Origin of the sequence: Paucibacter sp. Y2R2-4, from assembly GCF_025717535.1 — a bacterium.
Taxonomy (GTDB): domain Bacteria; phylum Pseudomonadota; class Gammaproteobacteria; order Burkholderiales; family Burkholderiaceae_C; genus Paucibacter_A.
Map to the genome: position 1 here is coordinate 221,185 of NZ_JAJIRO010000006.1, position 15,732 is coordinate 236,916.

At 62.0% G+C, this 15,732-nt stretch carries 13 protein-coding genes; 8 read left to right on the forward strand and 5 right to left on the reverse strand.

All coding sequences use genetic code 11. From position 1 onward, the window contains the following. Window positions 1-40 precede the first annotated feature (40 nt). From bioB to LNV06_RS21985, 4 genes are all read left to right on the forward strand, one after another. On the forward strand, window positions 41-1,117 hold the full coding sequence (gene bioB / locus LNV06_RS21970; RefSeq protein WP_263540450.1) for a biotin synthase BioB: 1,077 nt from the start codon (window positions 41-43) through the stop codon (window positions 1,115-1,117). Between the two features lie 548 nt (window positions 1,118-1,665). Beyond that, entirely contained in the window at window positions 1,666-2,049 is a 384-nt protein-coding gene (locus LNV06_RS21975) for a hypothetical protein (protein WP_263540451.1), read from the forward strand. A gap of 404 nt (window positions 2,050-2,453) precedes the next feature. Then, entirely contained in the window at window positions 2,454-4,454 is a 2,001-nt protein-coding gene (locus LNV06_RS21980; protein ID WP_263540452.1) for an acetyl/propionyl/methylcrotonyl-CoA carboxylase subunit alpha, read from the forward strand. Window positions 4,455-4,479: 25 nt separating this feature from the next. After that, window positions 4,480-5,394, forward strand: a complete 915-nt coding sequence (locus tag LNV06_RS21985; protein WP_263540453.1) for a hydroxymethylglutaryl-CoA lyase — start codon at window positions 4,480-4,482, stop codon at window positions 5,392-5,394. A 5-nt stretch (window positions 5,395-5,399) separates the two neighbouring features. Here the strand turns inward: LNV06_RS21985 and LNV06_RS21990 are convergent, their stop codons facing one another. Both LNV06_RS21990 and LNV06_RS21995 read right to left on the reverse strand, forming a co-directional pair. After that, entirely contained in the window at window positions 5,400-6,062 is a 663-nt protein-coding gene (locus tag LNV06_RS21990) for a dienelactone hydrolase family protein (RefSeq protein ID WP_263540551.1), read from the reverse strand. Window positions 6,063-6,120: 58 nt separating this feature from the next. Further along, window positions 6,121-7,338: a 6-phosphofructokinase gene (locus LNV06_RS21995; RefSeq protein WP_263540454.1), complete on the reverse strand. Its 1,218-nt coding sequence runs from the start codon at window positions 7,336-7,338 to the stop codon at window positions 6,121-6,123. A 181-nt stretch (window positions 7,339-7,519) separates the two neighbouring features. On the opposite strand from LNV06_RS21995, the gene ald reads away from it, so the two are divergent. Together ald and LNV06_RS22005 are read left to right on the forward strand one after the other, a co-directional pair. After that, complete coding sequence (gene ald / locus LNV06_RS22000) at window positions 7,520-8,635, forward strand: alanine dehydrogenase (protein WP_263540455.1); 1,116 nt, start codon at window positions 7,520-7,522, stop codon at window positions 8,633-8,635. 122 nt (window positions 8,636-8,757) lie between these two features. Beyond that, complete coding sequence (locus LNV06_RS22005; RefSeq protein ID WP_411970148.1) at window positions 8,758-9,069, forward strand: ElaB/YgaM/YqjD family protein; 312 nt, start codon at window positions 8,758-8,760, stop codon at window positions 9,067-9,069. 66 nt (window positions 9,070-9,135) lie between these two features. On the opposite strand, the gene LNV06_RS22010 is transcribed toward LNV06_RS22005, so the two are convergent. Continuing rightward, window positions 9,136-11,388 (reverse strand): GGDEF/EAL domain-containing response regulator, encoded by a 2,253-nt coding sequence (locus LNV06_RS22010; protein WP_263540456.1) that lies wholly within the window; start codon window positions 11,386-11,388, stop codon window positions 9,136-9,138. A 186-nt stretch (window positions 11,389-11,574) separates the two neighbouring features. On the opposite strand from LNV06_RS22010, the gene LNV06_RS22015 reads away from it, so the two are divergent. Both LNV06_RS22015 and LNV06_RS22020 read left to right on the forward strand, forming a co-directional pair. Continuing rightward, entirely contained in the window at window positions 11,575-11,976 is a 402-nt protein-coding gene (locus LNV06_RS22015; protein WP_263540457.1) for a phage holin family protein, read from the forward strand. A 2-nt stretch (window positions 11,977-11,978) separates the two neighbouring features. Further along, window positions 11,979-12,230, forward strand: a complete 252-nt coding sequence (locus LNV06_RS22020; RefSeq protein WP_263540458.1) for a hypothetical protein — start codon at window positions 11,979-11,981, stop codon at window positions 12,228-12,230. 1 nt (window position 12,231) lies between these two features. On the opposite strand, the gene LNV06_RS22025 is transcribed toward LNV06_RS22020, so the two are convergent. Together LNV06_RS22025 and LNV06_RS22030 are read right to left on the reverse strand one after the other, a co-directional pair. After that, window positions 12,232-14,652 carry a YgiQ family radical SAM protein gene (locus LNV06_RS22025; protein ID WP_263540459.1) on the reverse strand — a complete coding sequence of 807 codons (2,421 nt, stop codon included), beginning with the start codon at window positions 14,650-14,652 and terminating at the stop codon, window positions 12,232-12,234. A 129-nt stretch (window positions 14,653-14,781) separates the two neighbouring features. Further along, a complete protein-coding gene (locus LNV06_RS22030) occupies window positions 14,782-15,522 on the reverse strand; it encodes a TetR family transcriptional regulator (RefSeq protein ID WP_263540460.1) in 741 nt (246 codons plus the stop codon). Between the last annotated feature and the right edge of the window lie 210 nt (window positions 15,523-15,732).

Sequence of the window (15,732 nt, forward strand, 5' to 3'; positions counted from 1 at the left end):
CGCCTCCTCTTTTCTTTTCGAATCGCTTTTTGGAATCGCTATGAGCCACTCGCAAACCGTCAACCAAATCCAATCGCTGACGCCCACCACCGACGCGGAGCGCCGCAACAGCAAGACCTGGACGGTGGCCGAAGTGGTGGCCCTGTACAACCTGCCTTTCAACGATTTGATCTTCCGCGCCCAGCAGGTGCACCGCGAGAACTTCGATGCCAATGCGGTGCAGCTGTCCACGCTCTTGTCCATCAAGACCGGCGGCTGCGAAGAGGATTGCGCTTACTGCCCGCAGTCGGCTCACTTTGACACGGGACTGAAGGCCGAGAAGCTGATCCCGCTGCAAGAAGTGCTGGAAGCCGCCCGCGCCGCCAAGGCCAATGGCGCCACGCGCTTTTGCATGGGCGCCGCCTGGCGCTCGCCGAAAGAGCGCCACTTGGAAGCGATTGGCGAGATGGTCAAAGAGGTCAAGGCCATGGGCCTGGAAACCTGCTTGACCGCCGGCATGTTGGGTGACGGCCAGGCCGAGCAACTGGCCGAAGCCGGGCTCGACTATTACAACCACAACCTCGACACCTCGCCCGAGTTCTACGGCCAGATCATCACCACCCGCACCTACCAAGACCGCTTGGATACGCTGGACCGCGTGCGCAATGTCGGCCTGAAGGTTTGCTCCGGCGGCATCGTCGGCATGGGCGAAAGCCGTGGCCAGCGCGCCGGCTTGATCGTGCAATTGGCCAATCTGAACCCTTACCCCGAGTCCGTGCCGATCAACAACTTGGTGAAGGTGGAGGGCACGCCCTTGGCCGACAAAAACACCGAGGCCTTGGACCCGTTTGAGTTCATCCGCTCGATCGCCGTGGCGCGTATCACCATGCCGCGCGCGATGGTGCGTTTGTCGGCCGGCCGCGAAGAGATGCCCGAAAGCATGCAAGCCTTGTGCTTCCTGGCCGGCGCGAACTCGATGTTCTATGGCGACAAGCTGCTGACGACGACGAATCCGCAGGCGGAGAAGGACCGGGCGCTGTTGGAGCGGCTGGGCATGCGTTGTGCGAGTGAGGCGAATTTGGTGCCGCAGGCAGCGGCTGAGGATGGTTGCGGCAAGGTAAGTTGCCACTCGCACTGAGCTTAGGATTTGATTCGTGGGTGTGCTTACTTTGCAAAGGCCCAGCGGGGATTTCGCCCCCGCGGGCGACCTACTTTCTTGGGCGCCCAAGAAAGTAGGCAAAGAAGCCGCCCCTACTGCATGGCCCCTTCGGGGTTTGCTGCGGTACTCGGTTTTGACGGGCCGCGCCCAACTCACTTCGCTACGCTCCGTTCAGACAAGGGGCACGAAGTCAGTCCTTGAAGTCGCTTCGCGACGCCCGTCAAAACCTGCGTTCCTCGCCCATGCAGAAGGGGAATCCCGGAATACCGGCTTTCTTGAGTAGTGGGGGTGGGCTTCTGCCTTTGCCTGCACCCTTAACAGCTATCTGTATGCCTAGTTTTCTAGAAAACCCGAACCTTTGGGCGGCAGTTTCTGCGATAGGCGGAGCCGTCTCTGCCTTTGGCGCACTAGCTGTAGTTTGGCAGTCTAGATTGACTTTTCGAGAGTCCCGGGAGGGGCAGCGCCCCTATTTTCTTCTCGAAGCGCCAGGCATAAAGCCGCTCCCTCAGTCTCCACCATTTCGGGTCATGCTGCCCTTGAGTAATGCGGGTGTGCGCCCAGCAATGCAACTTGAAGGCCGGATATACATGACCCCGGTGGATGCTACCGCGGCGCCATTGTTGGATCATCGGTTTTCGGTAGCCAATCCAATCCCGGCGAATAGCCCAACGCCCTGGTACAACGATTCCCTTGTTTTGCCACGAGAAGCTCCCCCGCACTTTGTCCTCCTTGGTATCGAGTACGTCGATCCAATAGCCGATAAGCGATTTAGGCAGGCGTTCTTTATGCGCTGGGATGGCGTTCAAAATGGCGAAACCCAACCTGATTTTGTTCATGTGACCTCGCATGAAAAGGCTGTAATCGAGAGTCGTTTCTCGGCGGTTATTGGCCCGTATACCACTGATGCTTAGTTGCTTAGCTTGATTCGAAGTGGGGTGTGTTTGTGTCTTGCGTTTTCCGTGGTGCCTGGGTGAGGAGCGCAGGGTTTGGCGGGCGGCGCGAAGCGCCTTCAAGCACTGGCTTCGCGCCCCTTGTTTGAACGCAGCGTAGCGCAGTGAGTTGGGCGCGGCCCTGCGAACTTGAGCACCACAGCGGACCCGAAGGGCCATGCGGCAGGGTCGGTTTCTTTACCTTCTTTCTTGGCCGACCAAGAAAGAAGGTCGCCCGCCGGGGCGAAAACCGGAGGTTTCGCCGAAGGCAAATCCCGGCACGGTCTTTGATGGTTGGCGATGTGTCAGCGAAGCCCCGGCGCTATCCAGGGCATGAATGAAGATCAACCCGGATCGATATCCGAGTGAAGTAGGAGACAAACAGAATGTTCAAGAAAATCCTCATCGCCAACCGCGGCGAAATCGCCTGCCGCGTTGCCGCAACGGCAAAACGCATCGGCGTCAAAACCGTCGCCGTCTATTCCGAAGCCGACGCCAAAGCCAAGCATGTGCAGGCTTGCGATGAGGCGGTCTTGATCGGTGGCTCAGCGCCACGTGACTCTTACTTGCAATGGCAGCGCATCATCGATGCGGCCAAGGCGACCGGCGCCGAAGCGGTGCACCCGGGTTATGGCTTCTTGAGCGAGAACGAAGAATTTGCACAGGCTTGCGCGGCCAACGGCTTGGTCTTCATCGGCCCGCCGGCCAGCGCGATTCAGGCCATGGGCTTGAAGGCCGAGTCCAAGCGCCTGATGGAAGCGGCCGGTGTGCCGCTGGTGCCAGGCTATCACGGCGCGGACCAAGATCCGGCGCTCTTGCGCGCTGAGGCCGATCGCATCGGTTACCCGGTGTTGATCAAGGCCAGCGCTGGCGGCGGCGGCAAGGGCATGCGGGCGGTGTTTGCCGCCGAGGAATTTGATGCGGCGCTGGCTTCTTGCAAGCGCGAGGCCATCAATAGCTTTGGTGATGATGCAGTGCTGATCGAGCGTTATGTGCAGCGCCCGCGCCATATCGAAATCCAAGTCTTTGGCGACAATTTTGGTGATTGCGTGTACCTGTTCGAGCGCGATTGCTCGGTGCAACGCCGCCACCAAAAGGTGTTGGAAGAAGCGCCGGCCCCCGGCATGACGGAAGAGCGCCGTGCCCAGATGGGCGGCGCGGCGGTGGCGGCAGCCAAGGCGGTGGGCTACAGCGGCGCCGGTACCGTCGAGTTCATTTGTGAGCAGGACGGGCGTTTCTACTTCATGGAGATGAACACCCGCTTGCAGGTGGAGCATCCGGTCACCGAGGCCATCACTGGGCAAGACCTGGTCGAGTGGCAGTTGCGCGTGGCATCGGGCGAGCCCTTGCCCTTGAAGCAGGATGAACTGCGCATGCATGGCCATGCCATCGAGGCGCGTATCTGCGCCGAGAACCCGGACGCCGGCTTCCTGCCCGCCACCGGCGCGCTGAATGTGGCGCGCTGGCCTGAGCATGTGCAGTTTGAGCGGGGCGCGGTGCGCATCGACGCGGGCGTGGGCGAGGGCGATGCCATCAGCCCCTTCTACGATTCGATGGTGGCCAAGCTGATTGTTTGGGGTGAAGACCGGGCTCAGGCCCTGGCGCGCTTGGATGCAGCGCTGCGCGACACCCACATCGTCGGCCTGCAAACCAATGTGGCCTTCTTGCGCCGATGCGCGGCTACGGCCTCTTTTGCCAATGCCGATCTGGACACGGCCCTGATCGAGCGCGAGCGTGCTGCGCTGTTCGAGCAGCCCGGTCTGCCTTTGACCATCAGCGCCGCCGCCGTGGTGGCGCACACGCTGGCGGCTGAGGCCACGCTGCAGAGCAATGATCCCTGGAGCCGCCGCGACGGCTGGCGCATGTATGGCGCCTCGGCGCGTCGCTTCGATCTGGAGATTGCGGGCGTGCACCACGAGGTCTTGCTCTCGCGCCACCACCAAGGCGGCATGCAGATCACGGTGGCGGGTGAGCCTATCGCTTTTGCCGTCAACTCGCGCAGCTTGGAGTCGCATGAGTTGCTCTTGTGCGAAGGCCTGGCGCAGCAGCGCGTCACCGTTAGCACTTATGCCGATGGCGAGGTGGTCGCGGTGTTCAGCGCCCAGGGCAGCAGCTTGGTGACCGAGATTGATGTGATCGCCCGCGCGGGTGACGGCCCCGCTGAAGGTGGCCGTTTGACCGCGCCCATGCCGGGCAAGCTGGTCAGCTTTTTGGCGCAGGTGGGCGATACGGTCACCAAGGGCCAGCCGCTTGCGGTGATGGAGGCCATGAAGATGGAGCACACCATCAGCGCGCCGCGTGATGGTGTGGTGGCCGAGTTGTTGTTTGCCGTGGGCGACCAAATCGCCGATGGCGCGGAGCTGTTGCGTTTGCAAGCTGCGGCTTGATCAGGCCGAAACAAGGAGACCCCCGATGAATCACTTGCCCAGCCGTGTCACTCTGGTCGATGTAGGCCCGCGTGACGGCCTGCAAAACGAGAAAGAGCCGGTCGCAACAGAGCACAAGGCCCAGCTGGTGCACATGCTGCAAGCGGCAGGCCTGAAGGAGATCGAGGTCACCAGTTTTGTGTCGCCCAAATGGGTGCCGCAGATGGCCGACAACGTGGCGGTGATGGCCGCCATCGAGCGCCAGCCCGGCGTGCGCTATGCGGTGCTAACGCCCAATATGAAGGGGCTGGAGGCGGCGATTCCAACCCGACCGGATGAGATCGTGGTCTTCGCCGCCGCCAGCGAGGCCTTCAGCCAGAAGAACATCAACTGCTCCATCGCCGAGAGCATCGAGCGCTTCGCCCCGGTGGTGGAGGCGGCCAAGGCTGCAGGCATCAAGGTGCGTGGCGCTCTGTCTTGTGCGGTCGGCTGCCCTTACGAGGGCGATATCAGCGCCGATCAGGTCGAGCGCGTGGTGCGTTTGATGAAGGACATTGGTGTTGAACACCTGGGCGTGGCCGACACCATCGGCGTTGGCACGCCGCGCAAGGTGCAGGCTGCGATGGAGCGGGCGCTCAAGCATTACCCCTTGGTGGAAGTGAGCGGCCATTTCCACGATACCTACGGCCAGGCGCTGGCCAATATCTATGCCTGCCTGGAGTTGGGTGTGCACCAGTTCGACACCAGCGTGGCCGGCCTCGGCGGCTGCCCCTATGCCAAGGGCGCCACCGGCAATGTGGCCAGCGAGGATGTGGTCTTCATGCTCAATGGTCTGGGCATTGAGACCGGCATCGATCTCGACAAACTGGTCGACGCCGGCGCTTTTATCTCCGGCGTACTCGGTCGTTTGCCGGTCTCGCGCGTGGGCCGGGCGCTGCTGGCCAAACGGGCAGCGGCCTAAGAAGCTTAAGCCTGCAGGTGGCGACGCAAAAAGGCCAGGGTTCGCTCCCAGGCCAACTTGGCGCAGTCAGCATCAAACACCTCCGGACGCGCATCATTGAAAAAGCCGTGGTCAGCGGGATAACGATACATTTCCGCTGAGTCCGGCAACTGGGCTTGCAGCGCGTCCGCCAGCGCAGGGGTGCACCAATCATCTTGGTCAGCGAAGTGACCCTGGAAGGGGATCTTGATCAAGGCAGGGTTGGCGAGTGTGGCGGGAGCCAGGCCGTAAAAGCAGCTGGCGGCGCTCAGGGCCGGCAAGTGCACGGCGGCGGCAATGGTCAGCGCCCCGCCCATGCAAAAGCCGCTGACGCCAACTTTGCTGCAGTGCTGCAGCAGAAAGTTCAGCGCACCAGCCAGGTCCTGGTGGGTGGCATCGGCAAAGTCGAGGTTTTGCTTCAGGTGCGTGGCTTCGTCGGCAGTATTGGCCTGGCGGCCGCGGTACAGATCCGGCGCCAAGGTGGTGAAGCCGGCGGCGGCATAACGCTCAGCCACATCGCAGATGTGTGAGTTTAGCCCCCACCATTCCTGAATCAGGATCAGGCCGGGGCGTTTCAGGCCATCGGTGCTTGTGGCTTCGGCCAGATAGGCTTGGCTGAGCGCGCCGTCCGGGCGTTGGTAGTCGATCATTCGTCCCAATTGCAGATCCTCCGCTTCGATTTCGCTTGTGTGAATTGCTGTCCTTCTCTCAACCCGGATTCAAGACCTTGGCCACGGGGTTGGGCCGCAAGCGGAAGGCGTCAGGCATGCCCGATCCCAGCAGCGGGCGCAGATAAAGCCGGAAGGCATCGGTCACATCGGTGCCGCTGGCGCTGATGAACTCGTCTTCCATCACGCGGGTTTTGCCGGCCACCGCCTCCAGCGGCAGCAGCGCATAGTCCACGGAGTAAGTGCCGCTGCGCTGGATGGCCACCGAGCCGTCGCGCCCCGCGTGGAAGGCGAACTGCACCGCTTTCTCACCGACCTCACGGGCCTCGCGCTGGTCCACATCGGAGACGCAGCCGATGAAGCTGCGCTGCAAATAGCCAAAAGTGTCGCCGCGCACCCGTTTGATGCCCAGCTTGGATTTGATTTCTTCGCAGAGCAGATCGGCGAGCGCGCCGTTGCCCGAGAGTTGCACATTGCCGTGGGCATCATGCTCCAGGTCTTTGGCCAACTGCGCCGCAATGGCTTGGCCGGAAGCGTCATGAATGCCTTCAGAGACAGCGATGACGCAGCGGCCGTGGCGCTCGTACATGGTCTTCACATCGGCCAGGAACTGCGGGAGATCGAAAACGCGTTCGGGCAGGTAGATCAGATGCGGGCCGTCATCGGCAAACTTTTTGCCCAAAGCGGAGGCGGCGGTCAGAAAGCCGGCGTGCCGGCCCATCACCACGCCCACATAGACGCCGGGCAGGGCCGCGTTGTCGAGATTGGCGCCCGCAAAGGCCTGGGCCACGAAGCGGGCCGCCGAGGGGAAGCCGGGCGTGTGGTCATTGCCGACCAGGTCGTTGTCTATGGTCTTGGGGATGTGGATGCAGCGCAGCGGATAGGCGGCGGCTGCCGCCTCTTCGCTGACGATGCGTACCGTGTCGGAGGAGTCGTTGCCGCCGATGTAGAAAAAGTGGGTGATGCCATGGGCTTGCAGCACCTTGAAGATCTTGTGGCAGTAGGCGGCATCCGGCTTGTCGCGGGTGGAGCCCAGGGCAGAGGAGGGCGTCTGGGCGACCAACTCGAGGTTGTGGCTGGTTTCCTGGGTCAGGTCGACAAAGTCCTCGTTGATGATGCCGCGCACCCCGTGGCGCGCACCGTAGACCAGGCCGACCCGGTGCTGCCGCCGCGCCTCCAGCACGACGCCGACCAAGGATTGATTGATGACGGCGGTGGGGCCGCCGCCCTGTGCGACAAGAATCTTGCAGCTCGACATGGGGGCTCCTGTTGGCTTTTGGGTGCGTGGTGATTGTGGCTTAGCAATCGCGTCCGAGGTGACGCAGCATAAGAGAATCTAATGGCGCTGAAGTGTCTTGAATCTTGCTTGCATGCCCGCCGCGATGGTCGTACAACCAAGGCCACCACAACAAGGCTTGTACAAGCCACGGAGACCTGCCATGAAGATCGGATGCCCGAAGGAAATCAAGAATCATGAGTACCGCGTCGGCTTGACGCCAGCCAGTGTGCGCGAGATGACTTCGCGCGGCCATCAGGTGCTGGTGCAGACCGGCGCCGGTGCGGCGATTGGCCTGCTGGACGAGCATTACGTGGCGGCCGGTGCCAGCATTGCACCCGATGCAGCCAGCGTGTTTGCCCAGGCCGAAATGATCGTCAAGGTCAAAGAGCCGCAGCCGCAGGAATGCGCCATGCTGCGCGAGGGGCAGATTCTCTATACCTACCTGCATCTGGCGCCGGACCCGGAGCAAACGGCAGCGCTGGTCAAGTCCAAGGCGATTTGCATTGCCTATGAAACCGTCACCGGCCCCGGCGGCGGCCTGCCCTTGCTGGCGCCAATGAGCGAGGTGGCGGGGCGCATGTCCATCCAGGCCGGTGCGGCTCACTTAGAGAAGAGCAAGGGCGGCATGGGCGTCTTGCTGGGCGGGGTGCCAGGTGTTGCCCCTGCGCATGTGGTGATCATCGGCGCCGGCGTGGTCGGCACCCATGCGCTGCAGATGGCTGTGGGTCTCGGCGCGCGGGTGACGGTGTTGGACAAGAGCGTGGACCGTCTGCGTCAGCTCGATCTGGTGTTCGGCAACCGCATCAGCACGCTGTACTCGAATGTGCAAAGCGTGGAGGAATCGGTGCTGGCAGCGGACCTGGTCATCGGCGGCGTGCTGATCCCTGGAGCGGCGGCGCCCAAGCTGGTGACCCGCAATATGGTCTCGCGCATGAAGAAGGGCGCGGTGGTGGTGGATGTGGCCATCGATCAAGGCGGCTGCTTTGAAACCTCGCATGCCACCACCCATGCCGACCCGACTTTTGTGGTGGACGGTGTAGTGCATTACTGCGTGGCCAATATGCCGGGCGCCGTGGCGCGCACCTCCACCTTCGCGCTCAATAACGCCACGATTGCGCATGCCGTCGCTCTGGCCGACAAGGGCTGGCGTCAGGCCTTGAATGACAGCCCCTATTTGTGCTCGGGCCTGAATGTTGCGCTGGGGCAGGTGACTTACGAAGCCGTCGCCCGCGATTTGGGCTATGAGTATGTGCCCGCGGAAAGTCTGCTGGACTGAGCGACAGACCTTGTGAGATGCAGGGTTTGGGATTGCCGCCGACGCTATTGATGTGGATCATGGCGTCGGCACTCAAAAGCCTTAGTGTTGAAGTTCCCTCAAGCCTTGCCTAGGAGAAAACCATGTCTGATCTGAGCCAGTCCCAAAAAGATCGCCTGATGAAGGATTTGCACTCGGTGGTTGCCGAGGCCGAAGGCCTGCTGCGCGCCACCGCCGGCCAAGCCGGTGAGGGCGCCTCGGAGTTGCGCGCCAAGGTGCAGGCGAGCCTTGACCGGGCCAAACACAATTTGGCCGATCTGCAAGATGCTGCGCTTGAGAAAGCCAAGGCGGCCGGCCGCGCCACCGATGCCTATGTGCATGAGAACCCTTGGCAGTCCATGGGTGTGGCTGCCGGCGTGGGCCTGCTGCTGGGCTTGTTGATCAGCCGTCGCTAAAGCCTGCAAGGCCTGCAAAGCCAAGACCCGGCCGCGAGCTCGGGCACTTGCCAAGGTCTGATTCGCTTACTCTTTACTGCCTTGGGGCAGAGCCATCCAGCGCTCCAGCTGATCGGCAGGCATCGGCCGGGCGAAAAGATAACCCTGACCTTCATGGCAGCCGAGGCCGAGCAGCAACTGGCGTTGCTCTTCGGTCTCGATGCCCTCGGCGATCACGGTCAGGCCCAGGCCACGGCCGAGATTGATGACCATTTGTGCAATCGTCGAGCCGGCGCTGGACGTTTGAGCCTCGCGCACAAAGGCACGGTCGATCTTGAGTCGGTCCACATCCAATTGGCGCAGATGGCTCAAGGAAGAGAAGCCGGTACCAAAGTCGTCAATGGCGACCGTGATGCCCAGGCGCTTGATGTCCGCCAGCACATGCATCACCAGCTCGGTGTCTTCCATGGCCATGGACTCGGTGATCTCCAACTCCAGATTGCGGCCTAGGACACCGATGTCGCGCATGGCTTGCGTCAACACCGAGATGAAATCCGGGTGGCGGAACTGCGCCAGCGACACATTCACGCACATGCGGAAGTCGGCAAAGCCCAGCTCCAGCATCCGTTTGAGCTGGTGGCAGGCGGTGCGAAGTACAAACTCACCGATGCTGATGATGAGGCCGGACTTTTCCGCCAGCGGGATGAACTGATCGGGCGGCACAAAGGTGCCTTCTTCGGTGCGCCAGCGCAGCAGCGCTTCGGCCCCCACAGTGTTGCCCGAGGGTAAATCCACCTGCGGCTGGTAGACCACGAAGAGGCGGTTTTCCTCGAAGCCGGCGCGCAGGCCCTTCAGCAACTTGAATCGTTCGCGTGCATCGGTGCCCATGGCGGGCGAGAAGTATTGCGAGGAGCCGCGGTGCTGTTGCTTGGCTTGCTTGAGGGCAATTTGTGCATCGAGCAGCAGCTCTGAGCCGACGGCCGCCGACTCGGTCAGCCGCACCAAGCCGGTGGTGGCGGACAGCTGCAAGCGCTCGCCCGACACATCAAAAGGCTCCAGGAATACATCGGCAATCGTCTCTGCGCAGACCTGCTCATTTGGGCCCAAGAGGCCAAAGGTGTCGGCGCCGACGCGGGCCATGGCGGTGCTCAAACCGAGTTTGGCCGCCAAACGCATCACCACGGCCTGCAAGACCTGGTCACCGAAGTGGTGACCGAAGGCATCATTGATGTCGGAGAAATCATCGATGTCGATCAGCGCCAAGGTCACGCCGGCCGGGTCTTTCAGGTTCTTGTCGAGCAACTCCACAAAGCGGTTGCGGTTCGGCAGGTGCAGGAGCTGGTCGTTGTAGGCCTGGTCCAGCAGCTTGCTGTACAGCACCACATTTTCAAAACCGACCGAAATATTCGAGCAAAACGCGCGCAGCAGCTGCTGATCCATCGAGCTGAGCGTGCGGCCGACATCGACCAAGGCCGCCATCGGTCGGCCATTGGACAAACCGAAGTAGAGGCAAGTGCCGTCGTCGTAGAGGTTCTCTTTGAGCGTCAGGCAGCGTTGCAGGCGCTCACGCACCGACTTGATCTGCACGGCCGACAGCGGGCTGTTGATCAGGCCGCTGTACTGGCCGGCGGCGGCAACAATGCGCACCTCGGCATCGGCATCATGTTCCACCTGAGCGCAGACCAAGCCTTCGGGCAGGATGCCCAGCATGGCGCAAAGCTGTGTGACCACGCCTTCCGCAAAGCGATGCAGGCCGCGCATGCCGCTCAGCTCGGTGCTGGCCTCGACGATCAACTCCAGGCCACGACGGTTCGCTTCCAGTGCACAAATCTGCTTGTAAGAGCGGATCGCTGCGGTCAGCACCGTGTAGAGCCGGGTTCGGGTCAGCTCGGACTTGGTCTTGTAGTCATTGATGTCGTAGGCCTGCACCGTTTCGATTTCGGGCGCATAGCCGGGCTGACCGGTGCGCAGCACGATGCGCACCGCACCTAGCTGAAGATCGGTGCGGATGAAGCGCACCAGCTGCAAGCCGGCGTCTTCGGATTCCATCACCACATCCAGCAGCACCACCGCCAAGTCAGGCTCGGTGGCCAGCACTTGGCGGGCTTCGGCCGCAGAGGTGGCATGCAGAAAGCTCAGGGGCAGACCTTCGACCTGCAGACCTTGCATCGCCAACTCAGTGGCTTTGTGTACGTCGCTGTCGTCGTCAACGATCAGGATGCGCCATGGCCGAATTTGATGGTCACCATCGGCATCGCCATGTTCCGGGCCATCTAAGAATTCCAGCAGATCATCATCACCCGACGGGTCGGGCAAAGCCGGACTGTTTGTCTCGCGCATGAGGGGCCTGTGCTCCAGCCGATGAATTGACAATTGCGTAAGGGTATTGGATTGTGCACCGAGTCGCTATGCGCGCAATTGCCTATGTGGCGCGGATTGCGAAAGGATTGTTTGCGGTTATAGACGATTTGCATCAGCATCGGTCTGGCAAACAGTGAGATAGAAACGAATTTCCGGGAGGACGGGATGAGCCAGCAAGAAAAATCAGCATCGCCAAGTGAAGGGGGGCTGGGGCTTGCGGGTCGGGCGCAGCGGCTTTTTGGGCATGGCCTTGAGCTTTTGCAAACGCGTTTGGAGCTGCTTTCAAGCGAGTTAGAGGCCGAAAAACTGCGCCTGTTTGCCGCCTTGGCTCAGGGCTTCTTGTCGCTTTTGCTGGCCGCGGCGGCGCTGGGCATGCTGAGCTTGTGCCTGCTCCTGATCACGCCAGAGTCCTGGCGTTGGCTGACGGCTTTGGCCTTGTGCCTCTTGTATTCGGTGTCGGCCCTGCTCTTGTGGCGTGCTGCGGGCCAGCATTTGCGGCAACCGGGCGGCCCCTTCGCCAGCAGCGCCGCGGAACTGGCGCGGGATCGCAGCGCTCTGGGGTCTTGATCATGTTCAGCCGTGAACTCGCCGAATTGAAGCAACGCCAGCTGGCTTTGAAGCTGCGCAATATCGAGTTGCGCAGTGAAATGCAGGCCGAACTCAGCAGCTTGGCACGCCCGGCCGGATGGCTGGGCTTGGCCGGGGGAATCGCCGGCTTGGTGCTGTTGCTGACGAGCATGCGCCGGCCGGATCGCGCCTCAAGACTGCTGGGCTTGACTCAGCTGGCATTGCGGGTGATGCGCTTGTTCACCCGCGCCTGAGTCAGCGGCCAGTCGGTTTCTTGCCCGCGCCGCTGCGCAGACCACCGCCGCTGAGTGAAGTGGCTTTGCGAGCGGGGGCGGGTCGATTGCCTTTGTCGCGGGGGGGCAGGCCGGTGTGCTGCGTCAGGATTTGACCTTTTTGCGGCGCGCCGCCGGCGCTGCGCTTCGCCAAGGGCTTGGCCACCGAGGTCTTCACGCCACTGGGCGTGGAGTTCTTGCGGCGGGCGCTTTCGTAGCTGCCATCGGTCACCGGTTGGAAGGTCGGGATCAGATGGTATTTGCCGTTACCGATCAAGTCCTCACGGCCCATGGCCTTCAGCGCTTCGCGCAGCATCGGCCAGTTGTTGGCGTCGTGGTAGCGCAAGAAGGCCTTGTGCAGGCGGCGCCGGCGGTCGCCGCGCACGATGTCCACGGTCTCGCTGGTCTCAGCGCTGCGGGTGATCTTCTTCAGCGGATTCTTGCTTGAGTGGTACATGGCCGTGGCGGTGGCCATGGGGCTGGGGTAGAAGGTCTGCACCTGGTCGGCGCGGAAACCATTCTTCTTCAGCCAAACCGCTAGGTTCATCATGTCCTCGTCCGAGGTGCCGGGGTGGGCAGCGATGAAGTAGGGGATCAAATACTGCTTCTTGCCGGCTTCTTCACTGGCCTGCTCAAACATTTGCTTGAACTTGTCGTAGGTGCCGATGCCGGGCTTCATCATCTTGGACAGCGGGCCGCCCTCGGTGTGCTCAGGAGCGATCTTCAAATAGCCGCCCACGTGGTGGGTGACCAGCTCTTTCACATACTCGGGCGACTTGATGGCCAGGTCATAGCGCAGGCCCGAGCCGATCAGGATTTTCTTCACGCCCTTCAAGGCGCGCGCCCGGCGATACACCTTGATCAGCGGGTCATGGTCGGTGTTCAGGTTCTGGCAGATGCCGGGGTAGACGCAAGACGGTTTGCGGCAGGCCGCCTCGATCTCGGGCGACTTGCAGCTCAGGCGGTACATGTTCGCGGTCGGGCCGCCGAGGTCGGAGACGATGCCGGTGAAGCCCTTGACCTTGTCGCGCATCTCTTCGATTTCTCGAATGATGGAGTCCTCGCTGCGGCTCTGGATGATGCGGCCTTCATGCTCGGTGATCGAGCAGAAGGTGCAGCCGCCGAAGCAGCCGCGCATGATGTTGACCGAGAAGCGGATCATTTCCCAGGCCGGGATCTTGGTCGCGCCGTCGTGGCTGCCGTTCTCGTCGGCATAACGGGGGTGGGGCGAACGGGCGTAGTTCAGGTCGAAGACATGGTCCATCTCGGCCGTGCTGAGCGGGATCGGCGGTGGGTTGATCCAGACATCACGGTCGCCATGGCGCTGCACCAGGGCACGGGCATTGCCGGGGTTGGTCTCCAAATGCAGCACGCGGTTGGCGTGGGCGTAGAGCACCGGGTCGCTCTTGACCTGCTCGTAGGCGGGCAGGCGCACCACGGTGCGCTCGCGTGGCGGCATTTGAATCTTGCCCACCAAGGCGCTTGCAGCCGGCGCTGTGGCCGGGCTGGCCGCATTGCGCACGATCTTGATCGGCTTGACGCCGTCGTCCAGGCCCGGCGCTTTGACCTGGCCGGTCACGCAAGACGCTGCCTTGCTCTCGGCGGTTTCTTCAATCGTTTGGTAGGGGCTGATATGGGCGTCGATGCGGCCCGGCATGTCGACCTCGGAGGAGTCCAGTTCGAACCACTCGTGCGAGGTCGGGTCGTCGGTGCGTCGCATGAACGAGGTGCCACGCACATCGGTGATGGTCTCGACCTTTTGTCTGGCCGCCAAGCGGTGGGCGATTTCCACAATCGCGCGTTCGGCATTGCCGTAGACCAGCAGATCGGCCTTGGAATCCACCAGCACCGAGCGGCGCACCTTGTCTTGCCAGTAGTCGTAATGGGCAATGCGGCGCAGTGAGGCCTCGATGCCGCCGATCACGATCGGCACATCATTCCAGGCTTCTTTGCAGCGCTGGGTGTAGACCAGGGTGGCGCGGTCCGGGCGAGCGCCGCCGAGGCCGCCGGGTGTGTAGGCGTCGTCGCTGCGGATTTTTCGATCGGCCGTGTAGCGGTTGATCATGGAATCCATATTGCCGGCCGCGATGCCGAAGAACAGATTCGGCTTGCCGAGCACCTTGAAAGGATCGGCGCTTTGCCAGTCTGGCTGGGCGATGATGCCGACGCGGAAGCCCTGTGCCTCCAGCGTGCGCCCGATCACCGCCATGCCGAAGCTGGGGTGGTCGACATACGCGTCGCCGCTGACGATGATGATGTCGCAGGAATCCCAGCCGAGTTGCTCCATTTCGGCCCGGCTCATCGGCAGAAATGGCGCATGTCCAAAGCGTTTGGCCCAGAACGGGCGATAGGCCGTCAGGGCTTTGGCAGGCTTCGGTGCGGTGAGGGTCGGGTGTGCGGACACGGCGGCGGCTCGGGAAATGGGCAACCCGCGATTGTCTCTGACTTGGGGCAAACCCGGGGAATACCGACAAAAATCAAGGGCTTAGGCGCGCAAAAAGTTCTCAAATCGGGGCGCGAAAGCCGGGGTGCTTTACTTCGGGGCGGATTCAGGCGCCGGATTTGCGCTGGAAGATGGCACGGAGCTACGGCGACAAATACCTTCTTGCCCCAGGCGGGCGCGTTCTTCGGGTGTCAGCGGCGGCAGCAGGGGGGCGCCGCCCATCGCCAGGCTGCTCAAATAGCCCTCGACAGTGGCTTGGCCCACTTCCAACAGGTCAAAAGAGTCAGGGTCCATGATCCATTGGTGCAGCAAGCCATCGACCATGGCCACCAAGGCCACGGCAGCGACCCGGGTGTTGAGCCCGGCAGGCAGTTGCCCGATGCTGACGGCATGGTCAAACGCGGCTTGATTTTGGCCGCGCCATTCGCGGTGCGAGGCCAGTTTGCGTTCATGCAGGGTTTGCATTTCGCCGCTGTACTCGACCTTTTGCATGGCGATCTCGAACACGCGGCGGGTGCGCTCGTTGTGCATGGCGGTGTAGAACACATTCACCAAACCCCAACGCAACTCGGCCAAACTGAGGTGACCCTCCACCATGCTGGGCGGGTTCATGCCCTCTTCCAGCGGCATGGTGGCGCGTTCCATCATGGCGTTGAAGAGTTCGGCCTTGTCTTGGAAATGCCAATACACAGCGCCGCGTGTGACGCCAGCGGCTTGGGCGATATCTTGCAGCGAGCAGCGCGACACCCCGCGTTGCTGGAACAGCATTTCGGCAGCGTCCAGCAGTCGGGTGCGGGTCTCTTCAGCTTCCTGTTTTGTTTTCCTGGCCATCGTGAGGTTATTTTAGACGATTTAACATACATTCGCGCATGTATGTTTATACTGCGAGGCATGTTGAACTGGTCGAGCAATGCCGATCAGGCACCAGAACACCCCGGCACGCCGCCGCTGCCGCTCCTCGTCAACGAACTTTGTTGTCTCAAGATTTGAATTCTCAGTCGTCTCGAAGTCCTTTTTATCAATCTGCGCCCAGCGGGCGCC

What these genes read in the sequence shown, in the direction of transcription:
- LNV06_RS21990 (WP_263540551.1), bottom strand. Translation starts at nt 6,062, where the DNA reads ATGATCGACTACCAACGCCCGGACGGCGCGCTCAGCCAAGCCTATCTG.
- LNV06_RS21980 (WP_263540452.1), top strand. Translation starts at nt 2,454, where the DNA reads ATGTTCAAGAAAATCCTCATCGCCAACCGCGGCGAAATCGCCTGCCGC.
- LNV06_RS22020 (WP_263540458.1), top strand. Translation starts at nt 11,979, where the DNA reads ATGTTCAGCCGTGAACTCGCCGAATTGAAGCAACGCCAGCTGGCTTTG.
- bioB (WP_263540450.1), top strand. Translation starts at nt 41, where the DNA reads ATGAGCCACTCGCAAACCGTCAACCAAATCCAATCGCTGACGCCCACC.
- LNV06_RS21995 (WP_263540454.1), bottom strand. Translation starts at nt 7,338, where the DNA reads ATGTCGAGCTGCAAGATTCTTGTCGCACAGGGCGGCGGCCCCACCGCC.
- LNV06_RS21975 (WP_263540451.1), top strand. Translation starts at nt 1,666, where the DNA reads ATGCTGCCCTTGAGTAATGCGGGTGTGCGCCCAGCAATGCAACTTGAA.
- ald (WP_263540455.1), top strand. Translation starts at nt 7,520, where the DNA reads ATGAAGATCGGATGCCCGAAGGAAATCAAGAATCATGAGTACCGCGTC.
- LNV06_RS22015 (WP_263540457.1), top strand. Translation starts at nt 11,575, where the DNA reads ATGAGCCAGCAAGAAAAATCAGCATCGCCAAGTGAAGGGGGGCTGGGG.
- LNV06_RS22010 (WP_263540456.1), bottom strand. Translation starts at nt 11,388, where the DNA reads ATGCGCGAGACAAACAGTCCGGCTTTGCCCGACCCGTCGGGTGATGAT.
- LNV06_RS21985 (WP_263540453.1), top strand. Translation starts at nt 4,480, where the DNA reads ATGAATCACTTGCCCAGCCGTGTCACTCTGGTCGATGTAGGCCCGCGT.
- LNV06_RS22030 (WP_263540460.1), bottom strand. Translation starts at nt 15,522, where the DNA reads ATGGCCAGGAAAACAAAACAGGAAGCTGAAGAGACCCGCACCCGACTG.
- LNV06_RS22005 (WP_411970148.1), top strand. Translation starts at nt 8,758, where the DNA reads ATGTCTGATCTGAGCCAGTCCCAAAAAGATCGCCTGATGAAGGATTTG.